General features: G+C 75.1%; 19 protein-coding genes and 1 pseudogene. 14 read left to right on the top strand and 6 right to left on the bottom strand.

Going from position 1 to position 17,813, the window contains the following annotated elements; genetic code table 11:
- The first annotated feature begins 7 nt into the window (after positions 1 to 7).
- The 6 genes from ABT158_RS13770 to ABT158_RS13745 are packed head-to-tail and all read left to right on the top strand — an operon-like array spanning position 8 to position 7,469.
- Positions 8 to 1,615, top strand: coding sequence for a class I adenylate-forming enzyme family protein (locus ABT158_RS13770; RefSeq protein ID WP_352353074.1), 1,608 nt, complete (start codon positions 8 to 10; stop codon positions 1,613 to 1,615).
- Positions 1,606 to 3,384: a CoA transferase gene (locus ABT158_RS13765; RefSeq protein ID WP_352353073.1), complete on the top strand. Its 1,779-nt coding sequence runs from the start codon at positions 1,606 to 1,608 to the stop codon at positions 3,382 to 3,384. Before ABT158_RS13770 ends, ABT158_RS13765 begins: the two co-directional genes overlap by 10 nt.
- Entirely contained in the window at positions 3,385 to 5,046 is a 1,662-nt protein-coding gene (locus ABT158_RS13760) for a class I adenylate-forming enzyme family protein (protein ID WP_352353072.1), read from the top strand. It abuts the gene before it with no gap.
- The gene (locus ABT158_RS13755) at positions 5,043 to 5,840 is read left to right on the top strand and encodes a class I SAM-dependent methyltransferase (protein WP_352353071.1); all 798 of its coding nucleotides are present in this window, start codon (positions 5,043 to 5,045) and stop codon (positions 5,838 to 5,840) included. Before ABT158_RS13760 ends, ABT158_RS13755 begins: the two co-directional genes overlap by 4 nt.
- Positions 5,840 to 6,268 (top strand): carboxymuconolactone decarboxylase family protein, encoded by a 429-nt coding sequence (locus ABT158_RS13750; RefSeq protein ID WP_352353070.1) that lies wholly within the window; start codon positions 5,840 to 5,842, stop codon positions 6,266 to 6,268. Before ABT158_RS13755 ends, ABT158_RS13750 begins: the two co-directional genes overlap by 1 nt.
- Positions 6,269 to 6,290: 22 nt before the next feature.
- The gene (locus ABT158_RS13745) at positions 6,291 to 7,469 is read left to right on the top strand and encodes a WD40 repeat domain-containing protein (protein WP_352353069.1); all 1,179 of its coding nucleotides are present in this window, start codon (positions 6,291 to 6,293) and stop codon (positions 7,467 to 7,469) included.
- Between the two features lie 3 nt (positions 7,470 to 7,472).
- Here the strand turns inward: ABT158_RS13745 and ABT158_RS13740 are convergent, their stop codons facing one another.
- Complete coding sequence (locus ABT158_RS13740) at positions 7,473 to 8,114, bottom strand: SDR family NAD(P)-dependent oxidoreductase (protein WP_352353068.1); 642 nt, start codon at positions 8,112 to 8,114, stop codon at positions 7,473 to 7,475.
- Between the two features lie 89 nt (positions 8,115 to 8,203).
- On the opposite strand from ABT158_RS13740, the gene ABT158_RS13735 reads away from it, so the two are divergent.
- Both ABT158_RS13735 and ABT158_RS13730 read left to right on the top strand, forming a co-directional pair.
- Positions 8,204 to 8,587: a MerR family transcriptional regulator gene (locus ABT158_RS13735; RefSeq protein WP_352353067.1), complete on the top strand. Its 384-nt coding sequence runs from the start codon at positions 8,204 to 8,206 to the stop codon at positions 8,585 to 8,587.
- 4 nt (positions 8,588 to 8,591) lie between these two features.
- On the top strand, positions 8,592 to 9,047 hold the full coding sequence (locus tag ABT158_RS13730) for a pyridoxamine 5'-phosphate oxidase family protein (protein ID WP_352353066.1): 456 nt from the start codon (positions 8,592 to 8,594) through the stop codon (positions 9,045 to 9,047).
- 13 nt (positions 9,048 to 9,060) lie between these two features.
- On the opposite strand, the gene ABT158_RS13725 is transcribed toward ABT158_RS13730, so the two are convergent.
- Positions 9,061 to 9,852, bottom strand: a complete 792-nt coding sequence (locus tag ABT158_RS13725; protein ID WP_352353065.1) for a maleylpyruvate isomerase family mycothiol-dependent enzyme — start codon at positions 9,850 to 9,852, stop codon at positions 9,061 to 9,063.
- A gap of 104 nt (positions 9,853 to 9,956) precedes the next feature.
- Between ABT158_RS13725 and ABT158_RS13720 the strand changes: the two genes are divergently transcribed.
- Together ABT158_RS13720 and ABT158_RS13715 are read left to right on the top strand one after the other, a co-directional pair.
- Positions 9,957 to 10,505 carry a TetR/AcrR family transcriptional regulator gene (locus ABT158_RS13720; protein ID WP_352353064.1) on the top strand — a complete coding sequence of 183 codons (549 nt, stop codon included), beginning with the start codon at positions 9,957 to 9,959 and terminating at the stop codon, positions 10,503 to 10,505.
- Positions 10,489 to 10,908, top strand: a complete 420-nt coding sequence (locus ABT158_RS13715) for a DUF5360 family protein (protein ID WP_352353063.1) — start codon at positions 10,489 to 10,491, stop codon at positions 10,906 to 10,908. The genes ABT158_RS13720 and ABT158_RS13715 overlap by 17 nt, the downstream gene beginning before the upstream one ends.
- Here ABT158_RS13715 and ABT158_RS13710 read toward each other — a convergent pair.
- Positions 10,859 to 11,341: a VOC family protein gene (locus ABT158_RS13710; RefSeq protein ID WP_352353062.1), complete on the bottom strand. Its 483-nt coding sequence runs from the start codon at positions 11,339 to 11,341 to the stop codon at positions 10,859 to 10,861. The two genes, ABT158_RS13715 and ABT158_RS13710, sit on opposite strands and share 50 nt — an antisense overlap.
- An 87-nt stretch (positions 11,342 to 11,428) precedes the next feature.
- Here ABT158_RS13710 and ABT158_RS13705 point away from each other — a divergent pair, with 87 nt between their 5' ends.
- The gene (locus ABT158_RS13705) at positions 11,429 to 12,436 is read left to right on the top strand and encodes a helix-turn-helix transcriptional regulator (RefSeq protein ID WP_352353061.1); all 1,008 of its coding nucleotides are present in this window, start codon (positions 11,429 to 11,431) and stop codon (positions 12,434 to 12,436) included.
- On the opposite strand, the gene ABT158_RS13700 is transcribed toward ABT158_RS13705, so the two are convergent.
- On the bottom strand, positions 12,345 to 13,130 hold the full coding sequence (locus ABT158_RS13700; protein WP_352353060.1) for an alpha/beta fold hydrolase: 786 nt from the start codon (positions 13,128 to 13,130) through the stop codon (positions 12,345 to 12,347). The two genes, ABT158_RS13705 and ABT158_RS13700, sit on opposite strands and share 92 nt — an antisense overlap.
- A gap of 70 nt (positions 13,131 to 13,200) precedes the next feature.
- Between ABT158_RS13700 and ABT158_RS13695 the strand changes: the two genes are divergently transcribed.
- A complete protein-coding gene (locus tag ABT158_RS13695) occupies positions 13,201 to 13,905 on the top strand; it encodes a TetR/AcrR family transcriptional regulator (protein WP_352353059.1) in 705 nt (234 codons plus the stop codon).
- Positions 13,902 to 15,320, top strand: coding sequence for an MFS transporter (locus ABT158_RS13690; protein WP_352353058.1), 1,419 nt, complete (start codon positions 13,902 to 13,904; stop codon positions 15,318 to 15,320). Before ABT158_RS13695 ends, ABT158_RS13690 begins: the two co-directional genes overlap by 4 nt.
- Positions 15,321 to 15,577: 257 nt before the next feature.
- On the opposite strand, the gene ABT158_RS13685 is transcribed toward ABT158_RS13690, so the two are convergent.
- Positions 15,578 to 16,519, bottom strand: coding sequence for a DUF5996 family protein (locus ABT158_RS13685; RefSeq protein ID WP_352353057.1), 942 nt, complete (start codon positions 16,517 to 16,519; stop codon positions 15,578 to 15,580).
- Positions 16,520 to 16,610: 91 nt separating this feature from the next.
- Between ABT158_RS13685 and ABT158_RS13680 the strand changes: the two genes are divergently transcribed.
- Positions 16,611 to 17,009, top strand: coding sequence for a MerR family transcriptional regulator (locus ABT158_RS13680; protein WP_352326258.1), 399 nt, complete (start codon positions 16,611 to 16,613; stop codon positions 17,007 to 17,009).
- Here ABT158_RS13680 and ABT158_RS13675 read toward each other — a convergent pair.
- A pseudogene (locus ABT158_RS13675) lies at positions 16,996 to 17,813 on the bottom strand (hypothetical protein); the annotation flags it as partial. The gene ABT158_RS13680 and the pseudogene ABT158_RS13675 sit on opposite strands and share 14 nt — an antisense overlap.

Below are 17,813 nucleotides of genomic sequence, written 5' to 3'. Positions count from 1 at the left end.
TACGCGCATGGAGAGAAAGCAGATGGCCTTCTTCACCCGGCCCATCGAGTTGGGCACCCTTTTCGACGACCTCGCCGATCGCGGACGCGGGACCGGCGTGCACGTGAGCCGTCCCCTGGACATCGCCCCCCACCTCGGCACCGACCTCGGCCTGCCGGACCTGGCCGAGCTGGTCAGGGAGGCGGCCGGCTGGCTGGCCGCCGCCGGCGCGCGCCGGGGTGACCGGGTCGCCGTCGTCAAGCGCAACCACTGGGACTACGTGCTGCTGTCCTGCGCCGCCGCGCGCATCGGGGCGGTGCCCGCCACCCTGTCCGCCGACCTGCCGCCCGACGTGCTGGAGATCCTGCTCAAACGGCTGGAGCCGGCGCTGCTCGTCACCGACTCCGCCCTCGCGGCCCGGCCCGGCGTGGCCCTCCACGCGCCGCGCACCCTGGTCCTCGACGGCACGGCGAAGGGGCTGCTGTCGCTGGACGACGTCCGCGGCTGGGCCGTGCCGCCGGTGCACCGGCCCGCGCTCGACGACCCGCTGGCCGTCATGCACACCTCGGGGACGACCGGGGTGCCCAAACTCGTCGTGCACTCCACCCGTACGCTGCTGCGCCGCCTGGCCGGGTTCGAGGCCCACCGGTGGCCGGTGCTGGGCAGCCGTCCCGACGACGTCGTGGCGAGCGCCATCTCCTTCGCCCACGGGCGGGCCCTGGCCTGGACCGCGAGCGTGTTGTGGCTCGGCCCCGCCAAGGTGCTGGCCGTCTCCGCGCCCGGCTGGGAGGAGGCCGGCCCGTTCCTGGCCCGGCACCGGCCCACGACGCTGGAGGCGCTGCCGGCCACGTACGTGCGGTGGCAGCGGCGCACGCTCGGCGAGGCCGGCCCGTTCGCGCGGGTACGCCTGTACATCAGCACGTTCGACGCCGTGCACCCGCCCACCGTGCGCGCCTTCCTGAACGCCACCCGGCGCCGGCGGCCGGTGTGGATGCAGGGCTGGGGGCAGAGCGAGACCGGGCCGCTCACCTTCCGCCTGCTCACCCGCCGGTCCATGGCAGGCGACGACGGCCGCCACCCCACCACGCGCGACCTCGGGCGTCCGGTGCCCACGCGGACCCGGCTGCGGGTGGTGGACCGCGAGACGTTGCGTCCGCTGCCGCGCGGCGCGAGCGGGCTCGTGGTCTGCCGCACCAAGGCCCTGTGCCTCGGGTACGTCGGCGAGCAGGAACGATGGCTGGGCAAACGGCTCGGAGGGTGGTGGCACACCGGGGACGTCGGGTCGCTCAGCCGTACCGGCCGGGTGCGGTTCGTGGACCGGGAGACCGACACGATCCCCGGCGCGAGCTGCGTGGAGCTGGAGGACGTGATCGACGACCGGCTGCCCGAAGTGCTGGAGTGCGTGATCCTGGGCGTCCCCGGACGGCCTTCCGTGCCGGTCGTGGTCACCGAGGACGGCGGCCTCGACCGCGACGCGTGGCGGCGGGCCGTCGCCGACCTGCCCGAGCTGGCCGACCCCGTGGTGATCACCTGGGACCAGGTCCCCCGCACCGGCACGGGCAAGGTCCGCAGAACGGCGCTGCGCGAGCTGCTGGGCGAGACCCCCGACACGTACGGCACCGGGCGGTGGACGTGACGCCGGGGTCGCGGGCCGCCGGCCGGGCCGTCGCCGAGCGGGAGGCGGTCGCCCGGCCGCTGGCGGGCGTGGTCGTGCGGGCGCGCGGCGAGTCGGTGGCGCTGCGGGTGGCCGTCCAGCGGTTGTGCGCGCTGGGCTGCGAGGTGCGGTTCGACGGCGCGCCGCCGCCGGACGGGTCGCCCGCAGGGTGGCTGGGGGTCGCCTCCGCGCCGTTCCGCAGGCTGGGGGCGGCGCTGCCGGAGTGCGGGATCGGCTGGTCGGGGCCGGTCGGGGTGCCGATGGCGGGCGAGCGCGACGTGCAGGCGGCCTGCGGGATCGCCCACGTGCACGGGCGGGCCGCCGGCGGGCCCAGGGCGCTGCGCCTGGACTACGCGTCGGTGTGCGCGGGGGTGCTCACCGCCCAGGCGCTCACGGCGGTCCTGCTCGCCCTGCTGCGGGGCGGGCCCGCGCTGGCGGCGCGCACGTCCGTCGCGCAGGCGGCGCTGCTGGCGCTCACCCAGTACATCGCCGTCGCCACCTGTGAACGCTTCGACCCGCCCCTCTCCCCGGGACGCCTGCCGTCCCGGGGAGAGGGGCGGGTGCCGCCGTTCCGGTCGGCGGACGGGGTGCGGTTCGAGATCGAGACGTTCGACGCGGAGCGCTGGCGGCGGTTCTGGGACCTGCTCGGTGCCGAGCCGAGGGCCGCGGCGGCGGGCTGGCCGCCGTTCCAGCAGCGGTTCGCGACGGCGACCTGCACGCTGCCGGCCGGGCTGGGCCGGACGGCCGCCGCCGCCGGTTACCGGGACGTCGTGGCGGCCGCCGCTGACGCCGGCGTCAGCGTGCTCCCGGTACGGGACGCGGACGCGCCACTGGCGCCCCCGCCCGCCTCGCCGTGGCGGCTGCGCGCGCTGACCGAGGACGCCACCGGGGCCGCCGCCGGGACCGCCACCGAGGACGCCGCCGGGGAGCCGGCCGGCCTGCCGCCGCTCGCCCGGGACGCCCGGGGCCCCCTGGCCGGGTTGCTCGTCGTGGAGTCCACCAACCGGGTGCAGGGGCCGCTGGCCGGACACGTGCTCGGCCTGCTCGGCGCGGACGTCGTCCGCCTTGAGCCGCCCGGCGGGGACCCGCTGCGCGGCGTGCCGCCGATGGCGGGGCCCACCTCGGCCCGGTTCCTCGCGCTCAACCGCGGCAAACGCGCCCTCGAAGCCGACCTCAAGTCCGCCGCCGGACGCCGGGCCGCCCTGCGCCTGATCGCCTGCGCCCACGTGTTCCTGCACAACTGGCCGCCCGGACGGGCCTGCTCGTACGGGCTGGACCACGACGACCTCGCGCCCGTCCGGCCGTCCCTGGTGTACGCGCAGGCCGGGGGATGGGCCGAGGCGCTGCCCGCGCCGCAGCCCATGGGCACCGACTACCTGGTGCAGGCCTACAGCGGGGTGGCGGCGCGGCTGGCCGGACCCGGCGAGCAGCCCACGCCGTCCCTGATGACGCTGACCGACGTGCTGGGCGCGCTGATCAGCGCGGAGGCCGTCGTCGCGGCGCTGGTGGCGCGCGCCCGCACCGGCGCCGGCGTCCGCGCCGGGACGGCGCTCATCGACGCGGCCCGCCTGCTGCGCGCCACCCCGCCCGGGACGCCGCCGGGAAGCCGGGAGGCCGCCCCCGTGACGGATCTGGCCGCCATGGCCGACGACCCCGCGTTCCACCGGGTGCTCGACCGTACCCCGCAAGCCGCCTACAGCCGTGCCCCCTGGACGTTCGTGCCAGCCCCCCACCACGAGGAGGCCCTCTGAATGCGTACCGACCCCCTGCCCTGGACGTCGGCCAACGGGATCGTCCTGGCCGACCGCGTGCCCGCGGGCGTGCGCGCGGCATGGACCGCCCGCGGCCTGTGCCCCGGCCTGGACCTGTACAGCCTGTTCAGCCGGCACGTACGCCGCACGCCGGAGCGTGAGGCGGTCGCCGACGAGACCGGCTCGCTCGACTTCGCCGCGCTGGACGCCCGCGTGCGCCGGGCCGCCGCCGCACTGGCCGCCGCCGGGCGGGGAACGGCCGACATCATCGCCGTCCTGCTGCCCAACGGGCGCGACGCGGTGGTGGCCGAGCTGGCGGTGGCCGCCGTCGGCGCGGTGGCCCTGCCCATCCCGCACACGCGGGGGCGGCGCGACATCGCGGGCCTGCTGAACCGGTCCCGGGCGGCCGCGCTGATCACCGTGCCCGAGCTGGCCCTGGGGCTGCGGGCCGGGCTGCCGTACCTGGAGCAGACGTGGACGTTCGGCCCGCCCACGCCCGGCGCCCGATCGCTCGACGACGTGGCCGAGCCGGACGTCCGCGCGTGGCGGCCCGCGTGCCCGGACGCCGAGTGGCCCGCCCGCATCCTGCTCTCCTCCGGCACCGAGTCCGAGCCGAAGATGGTCGCCTACTCCCACAACGCCATGGCCGGCGGCCGGGGCGCCTACCTGCGGGCCGTGCTGGGCGAGGACGGGCTCACGCGCAACCTGCTGCTGGTCTCGCTGGCCTCCTCGTACGGCTCCTGCGGCACCTCCGTCCTGCTGGCCCGGCACGGCGGCACGCTGATCCTGCGCGCCCGCTTCGACGCCGCCGACGCGTTGCGCGCCGTCGAGCGGCACCGCCCCACCCACCTGTACGGCGTCCCGACGATGTTGCGCCGCATGGCCGACTCGGCGGCCGAGGCCGACCTGTCGTCGCTGCGCCGCGTCGTCAGCAGCGCCCAGCCCCTGCACGGCGAGGCCAGGCAGGCGTGCGCCCGCCGGTTCGGCGTGCCGCTCGTCAACGTGTACGGCTCCACCGACGGCGTCAACTGCCACACCGGCCGCGCCCCGGACCGGTGGGCCCCCGGCCTGGCCGGAACCCCGGACCCCGCCGTCGCCGAGATCACGATCCGGGACGCCGAGGGCGAGCCGGTGCCGCCGGGCGAGCCGGGCGAGATCTGGGCCCTCGGCCCGATGACCCCCCTGTGCTACGTCGCCGCCCCCGACCTGGACGACCGCTACCGCGCCCCCGGCGGCTGGGTCCGCACCGGCGACCTGGGCCGCCTCGACCCCGACGGCACGCTGTGGGTCCTCGACCGGATCAAGCGCGTTGTGCTGCGCGGCGGCCTCAGCATCTCCCCGGCCGAGGTCGAACGCGAGCTCAGCGCCCATCCCGACGTCGCCGACGCCTTCTGCGTCCCGGTGCCGGACGACGACCTGGGGGAGCGCATGTGCGCCTGCGTGTCGCCGCGGCCCGGCGCGAGACCGCCGTCCCCGGCCGAGCTGATCGTCTACCTGCGCGAGGAACGCGGCCTGGACCGGCGCAAACTTCCCGAACGGTTCCTCTGGCTGCCCGAACTGCCGCTCGGCCCGACCGGCAAGGTCTGCGCCGCCACCCTCACCCGCCTGGCCGCGCAGTCGGCGGTGCCCGTCCCGCGCAGCCCGATGAGGAGCGGCCGATGAGCCGGACCGCCTACGTGTTCGGCGACCGCCGCGACCACGTCGCCGAACAGCACCGCTGCCTGGAGCTGGCCTACGACCCGATGACCATCGAACGCCTGGCCGAGGCGGGCGTCGGGCCCGGCATGCGGTGCCTGGAGGTGGGCGCGGGCGGCGGCAGCGTGGCGGAGTGGCTGGCCCGACGCGTCGGATCGGCCGGGAGCGTGCTGGCCACCGACGTCGAGCCCGCCTTCGAGCCCGTCGCCCCCCGGCTGGAGGTGGTCAGGCACGACATCGTCCGCGACCCGCTGCCGGAGGCCGCGTTCGACGTGGTGCACGCCCGGCTGGTGCTGCTGCTCCTGCCGGAGCGGCTGGCCGTGCTGGACCGGCTCGTCCGGGCGCTCAAGCCGGGCGGCGTGCTGCAGCTCGACGAGTTCGACATCACCTACGGCCCCGGGCTGCTGATGCCCGACCCGGCCTCGGCCGAGCTCTACGAGACGTTCATGCAGGCCAAGATCCGCGTGATGACGCGCGCCGGGGTGGACGTGGCCTGGGGACGTCACGCGGCGGCGGCGATGCGGCGGGCCGGGCTGACCGGCGTCGACCCCAGGCCCCGGGTGGAGTTGTGGGACGCGAGCTCGCCGGGGGCGCGGCTGGTCACCCACCACACCAGGCACCTGCGCGACCGGTTCGCCGAGGAGGGCCTGACCGACCGGCAGCTCGCCGACGTGCGCGCGCTGCTGGCCCATCCGGACTTCCGCGCCACCTCGTGCGTGACCTACTCCGTGCAGGGCCGCCGTCCCCTGGAGGTGGCGTGATGCGCATCGACCTGCACGGCGCCGCGCCCGGCGTGCACGCCGCGATGGCCCGCTTCGACGCCGCCGCGAGCCGGGAGCTCGACCCCGCGCTCGCCGAGCTGGTCCGGGTGCGGGCCTCGCAGCTCAACGGCTGCGCGGTCTGCCTGGGCATGCACACCCGCGCCGCCCTGGAGGCGGGCGAGGACGCCGAACGCCTGCACAGCCTCGCCCTCTGGCGCGACAGCACCCTGTTCACCGGGCCCGAACGGGCGGCGCTGGCGCTGACCGAGTCGATGACCAGGATCGCCGAGGCCGGGGTGCCGGAGGAGGTGTTCGACGCGGCCCGCGAGCACTTCGACGAGACCGCGCTGGCCCACCTGCTGTGGACGATCGCCGCCATCAACGTCTGGAACCGGGTGGCGATCGCCGCCGGCCCGCCCGCCGGATAGGCGGCTGTGGCACGATCGAGGCATGCGATCCCGTACGGAGGTGGCCTTAGCGGGCCTGATCGTGCTCACGCTGACCGGCGGTTGCGCCGACCCGGCGACCCAGCGGGTGTCCCTGATGAACGACCCGTCCGCGCCGCCGTCGTCCAGCCTGGCCCCGGCCATGCCCCCCGTCGCCACGGACGCCCCGGCGGCCGGGCCGACGCCGGTCCCGGCCCGGCCCAGTCCGAGCGCGACCGGACCGGTCACGCCGACGGGGGTTCCGGTCGCCTCGCTGGCAGAGCCCATGGCGACGGGTGCGCCCTTGAAGGCGACCGGCCCGCCGCGCTTCTTCGTCACCGTGGGGGCGGCTGGTGGCTCGTCCGGCCCCTCCCCGAGCGGGGAGCCGGCGCAGGTGCCGCCCGTCGTCAACGACGCCGCCACCGGTGCGTTCGTGGCGGCCGTGCCGCGGCCCAAGGCGGGCCCCTCCGGCTGGGAACTGGTCGCCGCCGCGCCGGACAACCGCACGTTCGCGCTGGCCGGGGGGACCGTCGGCAAGCCGTTCCGGTTCTTCCTCATCCGGCTGGACGAGGACGGGCGGCCGGGTGAGCCGCGGCTCGTGCCAGAGGTCGAGCCCGAGCTTGATCGGGTCGTGGCGCTGGCGCTGAGCCACGATGGCACCAGACTCGCCTACGCCTGTGACCTCGCCGGAGGCGGCACCAAAGTGGCCGTCCTCGACGTCGCCACCGGCCGGCGCCACGAATGGACCACCTACGGCAAACTCGTGGGCCTGGCCTGGGCGCCGGATGGGCGCCACGTGGCAACAGCGGGGCTCGGATGGGGGATCGGCCTGCTCGACCTGGCCGCTGGCGGGTCCGACCTGCGGAAGGCGTCGCGGCTGCTCCGGTCGTCCATGGAGGTGCCGCTGCCGCAGTCGATCGCCTTCACGCCCGACGGCGGCGCGCTGCTCTACACGGCCGGGTACAACGTCGACCGGCTGTCTCTGGACGGTGGGGAGCCGCGGCTCGCGGCACGGCTGACAGTGCCCCAGGGCGCGCCGCCCCGTCTGCGGCTCAGCATTGACGGCAGCGGCCGGCACCTGATCTACACGCACGACTGGCGCGCCTACCGGGTCGCTCTCGCTGACGGCTCGGCGTCTTCGATGCCGATCGACACGGGCAGCACGCAGCCGAGAGAGGGGCGATCGGCGGTCGCCGCCTGGTGAGGGTCAGGTGCCGAGGTGCTGGGCCTCGTGTTCCCACTGGTCGCGGGGCTGGGTGTGCAGGCGCCAGTAGTGCTCGGCGATGTCGTCGGGGTCGAACGCGGTGCCGGGGGCGACCACGCCGGCCACCGTGACGCTGGCCACGTGCACGCCGTCCGCGCCGTACTCCTGGTCGAGCAGGGTCACCAGGGTCCGTACGCCGGCCTTGCCCAGTGACAGGCTCACGTAGTCCGGCTTGGGATGCGGCATGCCGCCCGTGACGATGAACGTGCCGCCGCCGCGCCCGGCCATCCCCGGGGCCACGTGGGCGGCGGCGGTGAGCGCCCCGACGACGTTGACCGCGTACGCGTCGAGCTGGACCCGTGCCGGCAGTTCCCCGGGCCGGTCGGCCTGGACGATCGCGGCGTTGTACACCACGACGTCGGGCGGGCCCAGCTCGGCGGCCGTCTTGTCGAGCGCGGCGCGCAACGCGTCCTCGTCGGTGCTGTCGGCGACCGCCGTGGCGACCGGCACCCCGTAGGAGGAGAGGGCCGCCGCCGCCGACTCCACCGTCCGCGCGCTGCGCGCGATCAGGCCGACCGGCAGCCCCTCGGCGGCGAACCGGCGCGCCACCGCCTGCCCGATCCCCGGCCCCGCTGCGATGATCACTGCTCCGGACACCTTCATCTCCCATCTGTAGTGGCGACAATGGGGACGATAAAGGGTCACATCCATGTGAAGGTCAACCCGGAGGTTCCATGCGCATCGGCGATCTCGCCCGGCAGACCGGAGTGAGCCGCAGGCTGCTGCGTTACTACGAGGATCAGGGCCTGCTCAAACCGCTGCGCCTGCCGAACGGCTACCGCGAGTACGCCGAGACCGACGTCGCGGAGGTGCGCCACATCCGCGTGCTGCTCGAAGCCGGGCTGCCCACGTCGGTCATCACCAGGGTGCTGCACTGCGTCCACGACGACGGCGCGGACATGGTGCCCTCCTCCTGCCCCGAGATGATGGACAACCTCAACCGCGAGCGCGCCCGCATCAGCGGCGAGATCAGCCGTCTGGCGGCCTCGCGGAAGGCGCTCGACTCCATGCTCGCCACCGCCCGCGAGCCTGCCGAGAGGAAGCGTCCGCCCAGGTGAGAGGATGGACGGCATGGATCTGGGGGCCATCCGGACGATGAGTCGCGAGGAGTGCCTGACGCTGTTGTCCACGGTTCCCGTGGGCCGGGTGGCGTGGGCGCAACCGGGCGGCACGATCATCGTGCTGCCGGTGAACTTCACGCTCGACGCCGACACCGTCGTGTTCCGGATCCCGCCCGGCCGCATCCTGGAGGCGATCGAGCAGCGGGTGCCGATGGCGTTCGAGATCGACGACATGGAGCCGGCCATGCGCACCGGGTGGAGCGTGCTGGTGACCGGCGTCGCGGAGGTCGTCCGGGATCGGGCGGAGGCCGGGCGGCTGGAGCGGCTGACCGGCGCGCCCTGGCCGGAGCTGGCCGATCCGGTGCTCGTCCGGCTGCCGTTGCACCGCATGTCCGGGCGTCGCCTGCCGCTGCATCCGGGCGGGGTGGTGGTCGAGCGCCTCGGCGGGGAGGCGTGAGGCCGCGGCAGGCTCACACCGGCGGGACGAGCGTGAAGTAGCGGTCGAGCAGGGCCCGGTCGCCGCGCACGTCGAGCCGGTCGGCGGGCAGCCGGTGCCACAGGTGCAGCAGCAGGTCGGAGGCCGTTCCGGCGACCTCGACCGCGCCCGTCGAGTCGCCGGTGAGCCGGACGTCGTCGCCGTCGAAGCGCACCGCCCACACCCCCGGCCCGTCGCTCTGGCGGAACAGGTAGCGCTCGCCCGCGCCGGGCGGGGCCTGCGTCCAGGACCGGCGGGCCGGGGCCATCACCTCGAAGACCTGGGTGACGGCGTCGGCGGCGAACGCGGCGTCGATCGGGGCGGCCGGGCCGAGCGCGTTCTCGGCGTCCCAGCGGTGGACGGCCGCCTCGATGGCCTGCATGCGCTGCCAGAACCCGACGGTCTGCTCGGCGGACCACGTCCAGGCGGGGTCGTCGGGGGAGGCGGCGGAGAAGCGCGCGCCGAGCCGCGCGGCGCCCTCGGCGAACCAGTCGAGCACGGCCGGGGGCACCGGCCCGGTGTTGGGGGCGCGGTCGGGGTGGGGCCAGTCGCCGAAGTCCGCCGGCAGGCCGAGGACGGCGACGTCGGCCGGGTCGGGCAGCCCGGGAAGGCGCTCGTCGATGACCGCGTGCACGTGCCGGTGCACCGCGCCCAGGTGGATGACCAGGTCGGCGACCGACCACCCGGGACAGGACGGCACCAGCGGCGCGCCGCCCGACGCCGTCGCCCGCCGCGCGGCCGCCTCGAACGCCCGCACCTCCCGGTGGAAGTGCGCGACATGATCCATGGGCTGGCTCCGATCAGCTGGGTGCGGATGTCGGATGTCGGATGACGTTATGCGCGGGACGGAACGGCTCGAAACTGTACCGGTCAGCCGGTACAGTAACGGCCATGCCACGACCCAGTTCCAAGGACCGGCTGCTCGACGCCGCCGCCGACGTGCTGCTGACGGAGGGCGCGGAGTCGCTCACGCTGGAGGCGGTCGCCCGGCGGGCGGGCGTCTCCAAGGGCGGCCTGTTCTACCACTTCCCGACCAAGCAGGCCCTGGTCGCCGCCATGGTCGGGCGGCTGACCGACGCCTTCGACCAGGCGCTGGCAGCGGCGGGCGGCCGGCCGGGCGACTTCCTGCGGGCGTACGTCCGGGCCACGATCCCCGAACGGCACACCGCCTCCGTCCCGGCCGACCGGGTCACCGTCGCGCTGCTGGCGGGCGTGCTGGTCGACCCGGCCGGGCTGGAGCCGCTGCGCGAGCGGTTCGCCGCCTGGCAGGCCCGGCTGGCCGACGACGGCATCGACCCGGCCGCCGCGACCGTCGTCCGGCTGGCGGTGGACGGCTGGTGGGCCGCCCGCCTGCTCGGCCTCGGCGAACCCGGCCCCGGCCTGCACGAACCCACCCGCCGCCACCTGATGGAGGTCATCGACCGTGCTGCGCGCGACTAAGGCGTTGATGGTGCTGACGGATGTCGGCTTCGTGGCCTACTTCACGATCACCGGCCTTGGCCTGATCCCGCCCGAGTGGGCCTTCGCCGACTATGCCGATCCGCTGATGGCCGACTGGAACTGGTCGTTCCTCTGGATCGACCTCCTGGCCAGCGCCACCGGCCTGACCAGCCTGTGGCTGCTGCGCCGCCGATCGCCCGCGGGCGAGCCGCTGATGCTGGTCTCGCTGGTGCTGACGGCGGCCTCGGGGCTGATGGCGATCGCGTTCTGGACGCTGCGCGGCGACTTCTCGCCCGCCTGGTGGATCCCCAACCTCTACCTGCTGCTCTTCCCGCTGCCGGCGATCGCCGCGCTCACCGCCCGGGGAAGAATTCCGCGCTCTGGACGTATTCCATCGCCCTGACGAACCCGGGGTCGGCCAGGCGGCGCTCCGCCTCCTCGGCGGAGACGTCCTCGATGTGGGTCTGGATCCACCACAGGTTGCCCCAGGGGTCACGCACCCGGCCGACGAGGTCGCCGAAGAACAGGTGCGTGACCTCGGTGACGGACGTGCCGCCCGCCTCGACCGCGCGGCGGTGGACGGCGGCGGCGTCGGGCACGTACAGGCGCAGGAAACCGGGCGTCGCGGGCCATTCGGGCCGGGCGTCGAACATCATCACCACGGCGTCCCCGATCCGCACCTCGGCGTGCTGGACGTCGCCGTCCGGGCCCGACACCCGGCCCAGCTCGACGGCGTCGAAGGCGGCCTTGAGCCAGTCGATCAGCCCGGCCGTGTCGCGCGAGATGAGCCACGGCGTCACGGTGGTGTAGCCCTCGGGGATGGGGTTGACGGTCATGATGTGCCTCCTCGATCGGTGCGTCGGGACGACGTTAGAAAGCCAGTAGGTCAACTCCTGTCCTACATCGGCGGCATTCTTGTCCGCATGACGTCCTTGCGGTTGCTGAACCTGCTGTCGCTGCTCCAGACCCCGCGCGAATGGCCGGGCGGCGAGCTGGCCGAGCGGCTCGGGGTCAGCCGCCGCACGGTCCGGCGCGACGTCGAGCGGCTGCGCGACCTCGGCTACCCGGTGGTCGCCACCATGGGCGCGGACGGCGGCTACCGGCTGGTCGCGGGCGCGGCCATGCCGCCGCTGCTGCTGGACGACGAGGAGGCCGTCGCCATCGCCGTGGGCCTGGTCACCGCGGCCCGGCATCCGGTGCAGGGCATCGAGGAGGCGTCGGTGCGCGCGCTGGCCAAGCTGGAGCAGGTGCTGCCGTCCCGGCTGCGCCACCGGGTGGCCTCGCTCGGCGCCGCGACCGTACCGCTGCCGGGCGCCGAGGGGTTCGACGTCGATCCTGGCCGGCTCACGACGCTGGCCATGGCCGTCGCCAACCGCGAACGGGTGCGCTTCCGGTACCTGGCGGGCGACGGCGCGCGGAGTGCCCGGCTGGTGGACCCGTACCGGCTGGTGGCCGCCGGGCGGCGCTGGTACCTGCTGGCCCACGACCACGACCGGGACGACCGGCGGCTGTTCCGCGTCGACCGCATGGACGACGTACGGGCCACCGGCGCCCGGATCACCACGACCGAGCCGGCGGACCCCGCCGCGTACGTCGCCGCCAAGCTCTACTCGGGCGCGCCCACGTACGAGGCGGTGGTGACCCTGCACGCGCCCGCCGAGGTCGTGGCCCGCGCGATCCCCGGCGAGCTCACCCCGCTGGACGCGGAGACCTGCCTGCTGCGCGCCTCCGCCGACACCCTGGACTGGCTGGCCTTCCGGCTGATCACGCTCGGCTGCGAGTTCGAGGCGCACGAGCCGCCCGAGCTCGTCGCCCACCTTCAGGGGCTGGCCGCCCGGCTCACCCGCGCGAGCGCGCCAGGAACTCCAGCACCAGCGGGCTCGCCACCTCGCGGAACTCCTCGAAGTAGGCGTGCCGCGCCCCCTCGATGAGCCGCAGCTCCGCCCCCGGGACGCGCCCGGCCAGCAGCGGGGCGTTGGCGGCCGGGTTGAACACGTCGTCGGCGCCGTGCACGACCAGCGTCGGCGCGGCGATGGCGGGCAGCACGGCCCAGGCGTCGTGCCCGGCGCTGGCGGCCAGGTGGCGGCGGCGCGCGTGGGCGGGCATGCTCGGATCGCCCACCGTCCGGTACGGCCCCGGATGCGTGGCCAGCCAGCCCGGCGTGTACATCAGCTCCAGCAGCGCCCGCCCGGCGGCGGCCCGGTCGGGTTGCGCGAGCGCCCTGCGCACGTCGGGGCCGCGTTCGAGGCCGTGGACGCCGCCGGGGGAGGTGCACCCGAGCACGAGCGCCCCCACCCGGACGGGATGGTCGGCGGCCAGCCACTGGGCCACCCGGCCGCCCATCGACGTGCCGTAGACGTCGGCGCGGGCGACGCCCAGCTCGTCGAGCACGGCCAGCACGTCTTCGGCGAACCCGCGGGTGGTGTAGGGCTCGTCGGGCTTGTCGCTGTCGCCGGTGCCGCGGTAGTCGAAGGTGATCGTGCGGTGGGCGCGGTCGAAGTCGTCGCGGACCGGGTCCCACCAGCGGTGGTCGTTGGCCTGGCCCTGGAGCAGCACGAGCGCGGGGCCGCTGCCGCGGACCTGGTAGGACAGCTTGACGCCGCCCGTCGTCATGGCGAAAGGCACGCCTTCGATGGTGCCACGGCGACGCCCGTGCCCTTGACGGAGTGAGTACTCACTCCGTACCGTCGGCGGTATGACGAACGAGACGAGCCGGCGGAGAGCGCCGGCGATGAGCCCCGAACGACGCCGCGAGATGATCGTGAAGGCCGCCCTGCCCCTGGTGGTGGAGTACGGCACCTCCGTGACCACCGCCCAGGTCGCCCGCGCGGCCGGCATCGGCGAGGGCACGATCTTCCGTGCCTTCGGCGACAAGGAGGCGCTGCTCGCCGCCTGCATGGCCGAGGCGCTGCGCCCCGACGACACCCTCGCCCACGTGTCCGCGATCTCCCTCGACCTGCCGCTGGCCGACCGGCTGGTGGAGGCGGCCGAGGCGCTGCGCGGCTACCTGGCCAGGATGGGCGCGGTCGCGGGCGCCCTCGCCACCACGGGCGGCCTGCGCCGCCCGGCACCCGGAGGCGAGCCACGCCCGGCACCCGGAGAGGAGCCACGCGCCGCCGAGGGAGGCGAGCCCCGCCCGACCCCCGGAGGCGAGCCACGCGGAGCCGAGGGAGGCGGGCGGCCCGGGTCGGCGCGGGAGGAGTCGATGGCGGCCTCCCGCGAGGCCCTGGCCGGGCTGTTCGAGCCCGAGCGCGACCGGCTCAGACTGGCCCCCGAGCGCCTGGCCGAGGCGTTCCAGTTCCTGGTGATGGCGGCCGGCCGCGGCCCGTCCCCGCTGAGCTCGGAAGAGCTGGTGGACCTGTTCCTGAACGGCGCGCTCGGGGCGGGCGAACGCCCTTGACCGACCTCTACGAGGACCTCGCGCCCCGCCGCCGCACGGCGGTCACCTTCGCCTTACTCGGCTGCGCCTTCCTGGGCATGCTCGACGGCACCGTCGTCGGCACCGCGCTCCCGCGCATCGTCGCGCAGGTCGGCGGCACCACTTCCTGGTACGTCTGGCTGATCACCGCCTACCTGCTCACCTCGTCGGTGAGCGTCCCCATCTACGGCCGCTTCTCCGACCTGTACGGCCGCCGCCGCCTCCTCCTCTCCGGCCTCGCGATCTTCCTGGCCGGCTCCCTGGCCTGCGGGCTCGCCGGCTCGATGGAGGTCCTGATCGTCAGCAGGGCCGTCCAGGGGGTCGGCGCGGGCGCGCTGCTCACCCTGGGCATGGCCCTGATCCGCGACCTCCATCCGCCGCACCGGAGCGAGGGCCTGATCCGCATGCAGACCCTGCTGGCCGCCATGATGATCGTCGGCATGGTCGGCGGGCCGCTGCTCGGGGGCCTGCTGGCCGACCACGCGGGCTGGCGCTGGGCGTTCCTGGTCAACCTGCCCGCCGGGGCGCTCGCGGCCGCGCCGATCGCGGTGCTGCTGCCCGACCGGCGTCCGCCGCGCACCTCGGGCAGGCTCGACGCGGCCGGGATCGCGCTGCTCACCGCGGGCCTGTCGCTGGTGCTGATCGGACTGAGCCTCAAGGGCAACACCGGCCGCGGCTGGAGCGACCCGGCCGTGCTCGGCTCGCTGCTCGGCGGGGTGGCGCTGCTGGTCGCGCTCGTCCCCGTCGAGCGGCGGGCGGACACGCCGGTGCTGCCGCCCCGGCTGATGCGCCGCCGCACGTACGCGGCGCTGCTCGCGGGCGGGTTCTTCTTCCAGGTGGCGGGGCTGCCCGCGGGCGTGCTGCTGCCCCTGTACCTCCAGCACGTACGCGCCTACTCGGCCACGGTCTCCGGCCTGCTGCTGCTCCCGATGCTGGTGGGCATGATCGCCGGGAACCGGCTGACGGCCGTCCTCGTGCTGCGGTCCGGCCGTACCAGGCCGGTGCTGCTGACCGGGGCCGCGCTGGTCACCGGCGGCACGCTCGCCTTCGCCGCGCTCGGGCCGGGCACCTCGCCGTACCTGGTCGGGGGCTGGCTGCTGCTCGTGGGGCTCGGCACGGGCCCGGCCATGGGCGGGCTCACCATCGCCACGCAGGGCAGCGTCCCGCACGCCGACATGGGCACGGCCACCGCGGGGTCGGCGTTGTCGAAGCAGCTCGGCGGCTCCTTCGGCCTGGCCTGCGCCCAGTCGCTCATCGGCGCGCAGGTCAGCGCGGCGGCCGTGGGCTCCACCGTGGCCTGGACCGGCGGCGTCGCGGGGCTGCTCGCCTTCGCCGTCCTGCTGCTGGTCCGCGAGAGCGGGCTGACGGCGCGGGAGCCGGCCGCCGTCCGGGCCTGAGCGGAATCGGACGGCCCGGGAGCCGGCCGCCGTCCGGGCCTGAGCGGAATCGGGGGGAACGCGGGGAATGTTCCTGGGGGGACCCCCGTTACATAGACCGTGGCCGGTGTGTCCAGTGTCCCCGGGCCTCACCTATTGCCTTCGCGGACTACCGTTCGGCTGGAGCCGCGTTGTGCCTTTCGCCGAGAGGCGACCTGCACACCGGTACACGCACACGTGGAAGCCCGCCCTCTCCGGAGGGCGGGCTTTCGCGTCGTTCAGGCCGGGCGGTTCTTCACGTAGTACGGGTCGGTGATGCCGCCGGGGCAGGCCAGCTCCTCGACGTCCAGGTGGGTCAGCTTGGCCCCGGCCTGGTAGGCGCTCTGCAGGAACTCCAGCACGCTCGCCACCGGATCGCCCATGGCCCGCACGTCGTCGTAGCGCAGCACGGCCAGATGGCTGCCGCGCGCGGGCAGCCACTCGGCCTGCTCGGGCAGCAGCGGCTCCCGCTCCAGCCCCGCCGGCTCGGGCGCGGTGTAGGTGTAGAACGCCGGCCAGGGCCGCTCCTTGTCGCCGAACCAGAACCCGGCGCTGATCACCTCCCGGCTGTACGCCTCGCGAGTGACCGGGTCGGCCTCCTCCGGCACCTCGGCCGGGCGTCCGGTGAAGAGGGTGACCGCGATGTCGAACGTGTGCCAGAAGTGGTGCACCGGGCTGACCTTGCCGCCGAAGTCCGCGGCGAACCGGTCGAGCAGCTGCGCCACCTGCGACAGGATCCGCCAGTAGCGGTTGATCAGGACCGGGTCGTAGTGCGCGTGGCGGGTGTCCTCGGCGAACGGCGTCTCGTCGTCCAGGTCGTACGGCACCGCCCAGATCTCCGGCCGGATCCCCAGGTCGGCCAGCGTCTGGAAGAGCCGGGACTGGAACGCCGCCACCGACAGCCCGATCATGCTGAACTCCGCGCTGCGGCCGTCCAGCACGTCGATCACCAGACGGTGGCGGACGAGGTCGAAGTCCACGCAGAACAGCGGCTGCTCGCCGAGCCCGCCCATGGGACGCGTCGTCAGGCCGCGCCCGGTCAGATGGAACGGCACCTGCCACCAATGGTTACGCCGGTTACTCACCGTCAGCCGGATTTTCCCGACGATCTGCGCGAAGCGGTGGAAGGTCTCCTTGGTGTCGGCCCACTCTTCGAGTGGCATGGCCGGAAAGAGCTCCATGTGTCCATCGTAACTACGCTGCGTAACCATTCTTCAGTGGGTCTCCGCTAATATCCGGCTTGAAGGGTGGTTCAAGTCGAGGAGCCGGGGCATGCGGGACACGTTGATCGACATTGGCGAGGTGGCCAGGCGTACCGGGCTGGCCGCGTCCGCCCTGCGCTTCTACGAGCGCAAGGGGCTCATCGAGGCCGAGGGCCGCAACGGCCTGCGCCGCGTCTACCTGCCCGAGACGCTCGACCGGCTGGCGCTGATCACCTGCGCCCGCGACGCCGGGTTCACGCTGTCGGAGATCGCCGAGTTCCTGCGCGCCCGGCCGGCGGACACGCGGCTGCGCGAGCGCATGGCCGCCAAGGAACGCGAGGTCGACCAGCGGGTGCGGCAGCTCACCCGGCTGCGCGACAGTCTGCGCCACGCGGCCGTGTGCGAGCACGACCCGCTGGTCGAGTGCCCCGAGTTCAAGCAGGCGGTGAAGGCCGTCAGCCAGAGCTGACGTACTTGCGCGGGCGCAGGGCGTGCGTGCGCAGCGCGGCCAGGGCCGCGTACTGGCCGGGCCGGTCCATCCGGACGACCAGGTCGTCGCTGTAGGCCAGACCCAGCGCGGTGAGCTGGGAGACCAGGTCGGCGACCGGCGCGGTGACGTCGTCGAGGCTCGTGGCCGGGTGCCAGCCCTCGCCGCCCACCACCTCGGCCACCCGTTCGCGCAGCTGGGCGGGGGACATCAGGACGCCGTCGGCCAGCAGCATGAGCGTGGCCTCGCGGGCCGAGACCTCGAACTCGTGCTCGCCCCTGGCCAGCAGCAGCCGGGTGACCGCCTCCCACATGGCCTCCGGCGAGCCCAGCAGGTGCCGGCCGTAGTCGGTGATGGCCAGCCGGGCGCCGTCGCGGCTGATCGCGCCGAGCTCGCGTTCGGCCAGCTCACGCAGCCGCAGCGCCGCGGGCGAGGGGGCCAGCCGGAGCGGCAGGCTGCCCTCGGAGGCGGCCAGGGACAGCAGCTTGCGCAGGGCGGGCAGGGGTTGCGGCGTCACCGGCGCGTGCAGGCGCACCTCGAACGGCTGCGCCAGCTCCCGCCTGGCCGGGCCGCGGCCGAGCACCCAGCGGTTGAGCCGTTCGCCGTGCACGCGGTTGAGCCAGCTGTCGCCGCCCAGCTCGGCGCGGGGCTCGGTGAGCCAGCGGCGGGTGAGCGCGGTGGGGGGGGTGAGGGCGTGGGGGTGCCCGCCGGGGCGGGCCGCGGGACGCGCGCCGGGCGGACCCCCGGCCCCCCCCCCGCCACCCGCCCCCGAAGTACGAGAAAAGA

The organism is Nonomuraea sp. NPDC001636 (assembly GCF_040298265.1).
Lineage (GTDB): Bacteria > Actinomycetota > Actinomycetes > Streptosporangiales > Streptosporangiaceae > Nonomuraea.
Note: the sequence above shows the minus strand (reverse complement) of the source record. Positions and strands in the feature narration are given on the sequence as shown.

Coding starts and splice junctions, on each gene's coding strand:
- ABT158_RS13770 (WP_352353074.1), top strand. CDS start 8: ATGGAGAGAAAGCAGATGGCCTTCTTCACCCGGCCCATCGAGTTGGGC.
- ABT158_RS13760 (WP_352353072.1), top strand. CDS start 3,385: ATGCGTACCGACCCCCTGCCCTGGACGTCGGCCAACGGGATCGTCCTG.
- ABT158_RS13755 (WP_352353071.1), top strand. CDS start 5,043: ATGAGCCGGACCGCCTACGTGTTCGGCGACCGCCGCGACCACGTCGCC.
- ABT158_RS13750 (WP_352353070.1), top strand. CDS start 5,840: ATGCGCATCGACCTGCACGGCGCCGCGCCCGGCGTGCACGCCGCGATG.
- ABT158_RS13745 (WP_352353069.1), top strand. CDS start 6,291: ATGCGATCCCGTACGGAGGTGGCCTTAGCGGGCCTGATCGTGCTCACG.
- ABT158_RS13735 (WP_352353067.1), top strand. CDS start 8,204: ATGCGCATCGGCGATCTCGCCCGGCAGACCGGAGTGAGCCGCAGGCTG.
- ABT158_RS13730 (WP_352353066.1), top strand. CDS start 8,592: ATGGACGGCATGGATCTGGGGGCCATCCGGACGATGAGTCGCGAGGAG.
- ABT158_RS13725 (WP_352353065.1), bottom strand. CDS start 9,852: ATGGATCATGTCGCGCACTTCCACCGGGAGGTGCGGGCGTTCGAGGCG.
- ABT158_RS13720 (WP_352353064.1), top strand. CDS start 9,957: ATGCCACGACCCAGTTCCAAGGACCGGCTGCTCGACGCCGCCGCCGAC.
- ABT158_RS13710 (WP_352353062.1), bottom strand. CDS start 11,341: ATGACCGTCAACCCCATCCCCGAGGGCTACACCACCGTGACGCCGTGG.
- ABT158_RS13705 (WP_352353061.1), top strand. CDS start 11,429: ATGACGTCCTTGCGGTTGCTGAACCTGCTGTCGCTGCTCCAGACCCCG.
- ABT158_RS13695 (WP_352353059.1), top strand. CDS start 13,201: ATGACGAACGAGACGAGCCGGCGGAGAGCGCCGGCGATGAGCCCCGAA.
- ABT158_RS13685 (WP_352353057.1), bottom strand. CDS start 16,519: ATGGAGCTCTTTCCGGCCATGCCACTCGAAGAGTGGGCCGACACCAAG.
- ABT158_RS13680 (WP_352326258.1), top strand. CDS start 16,611: ATGCGGGACACGTTGATCGACATTGGCGAGGTGGCCAGGCGTACCGGG.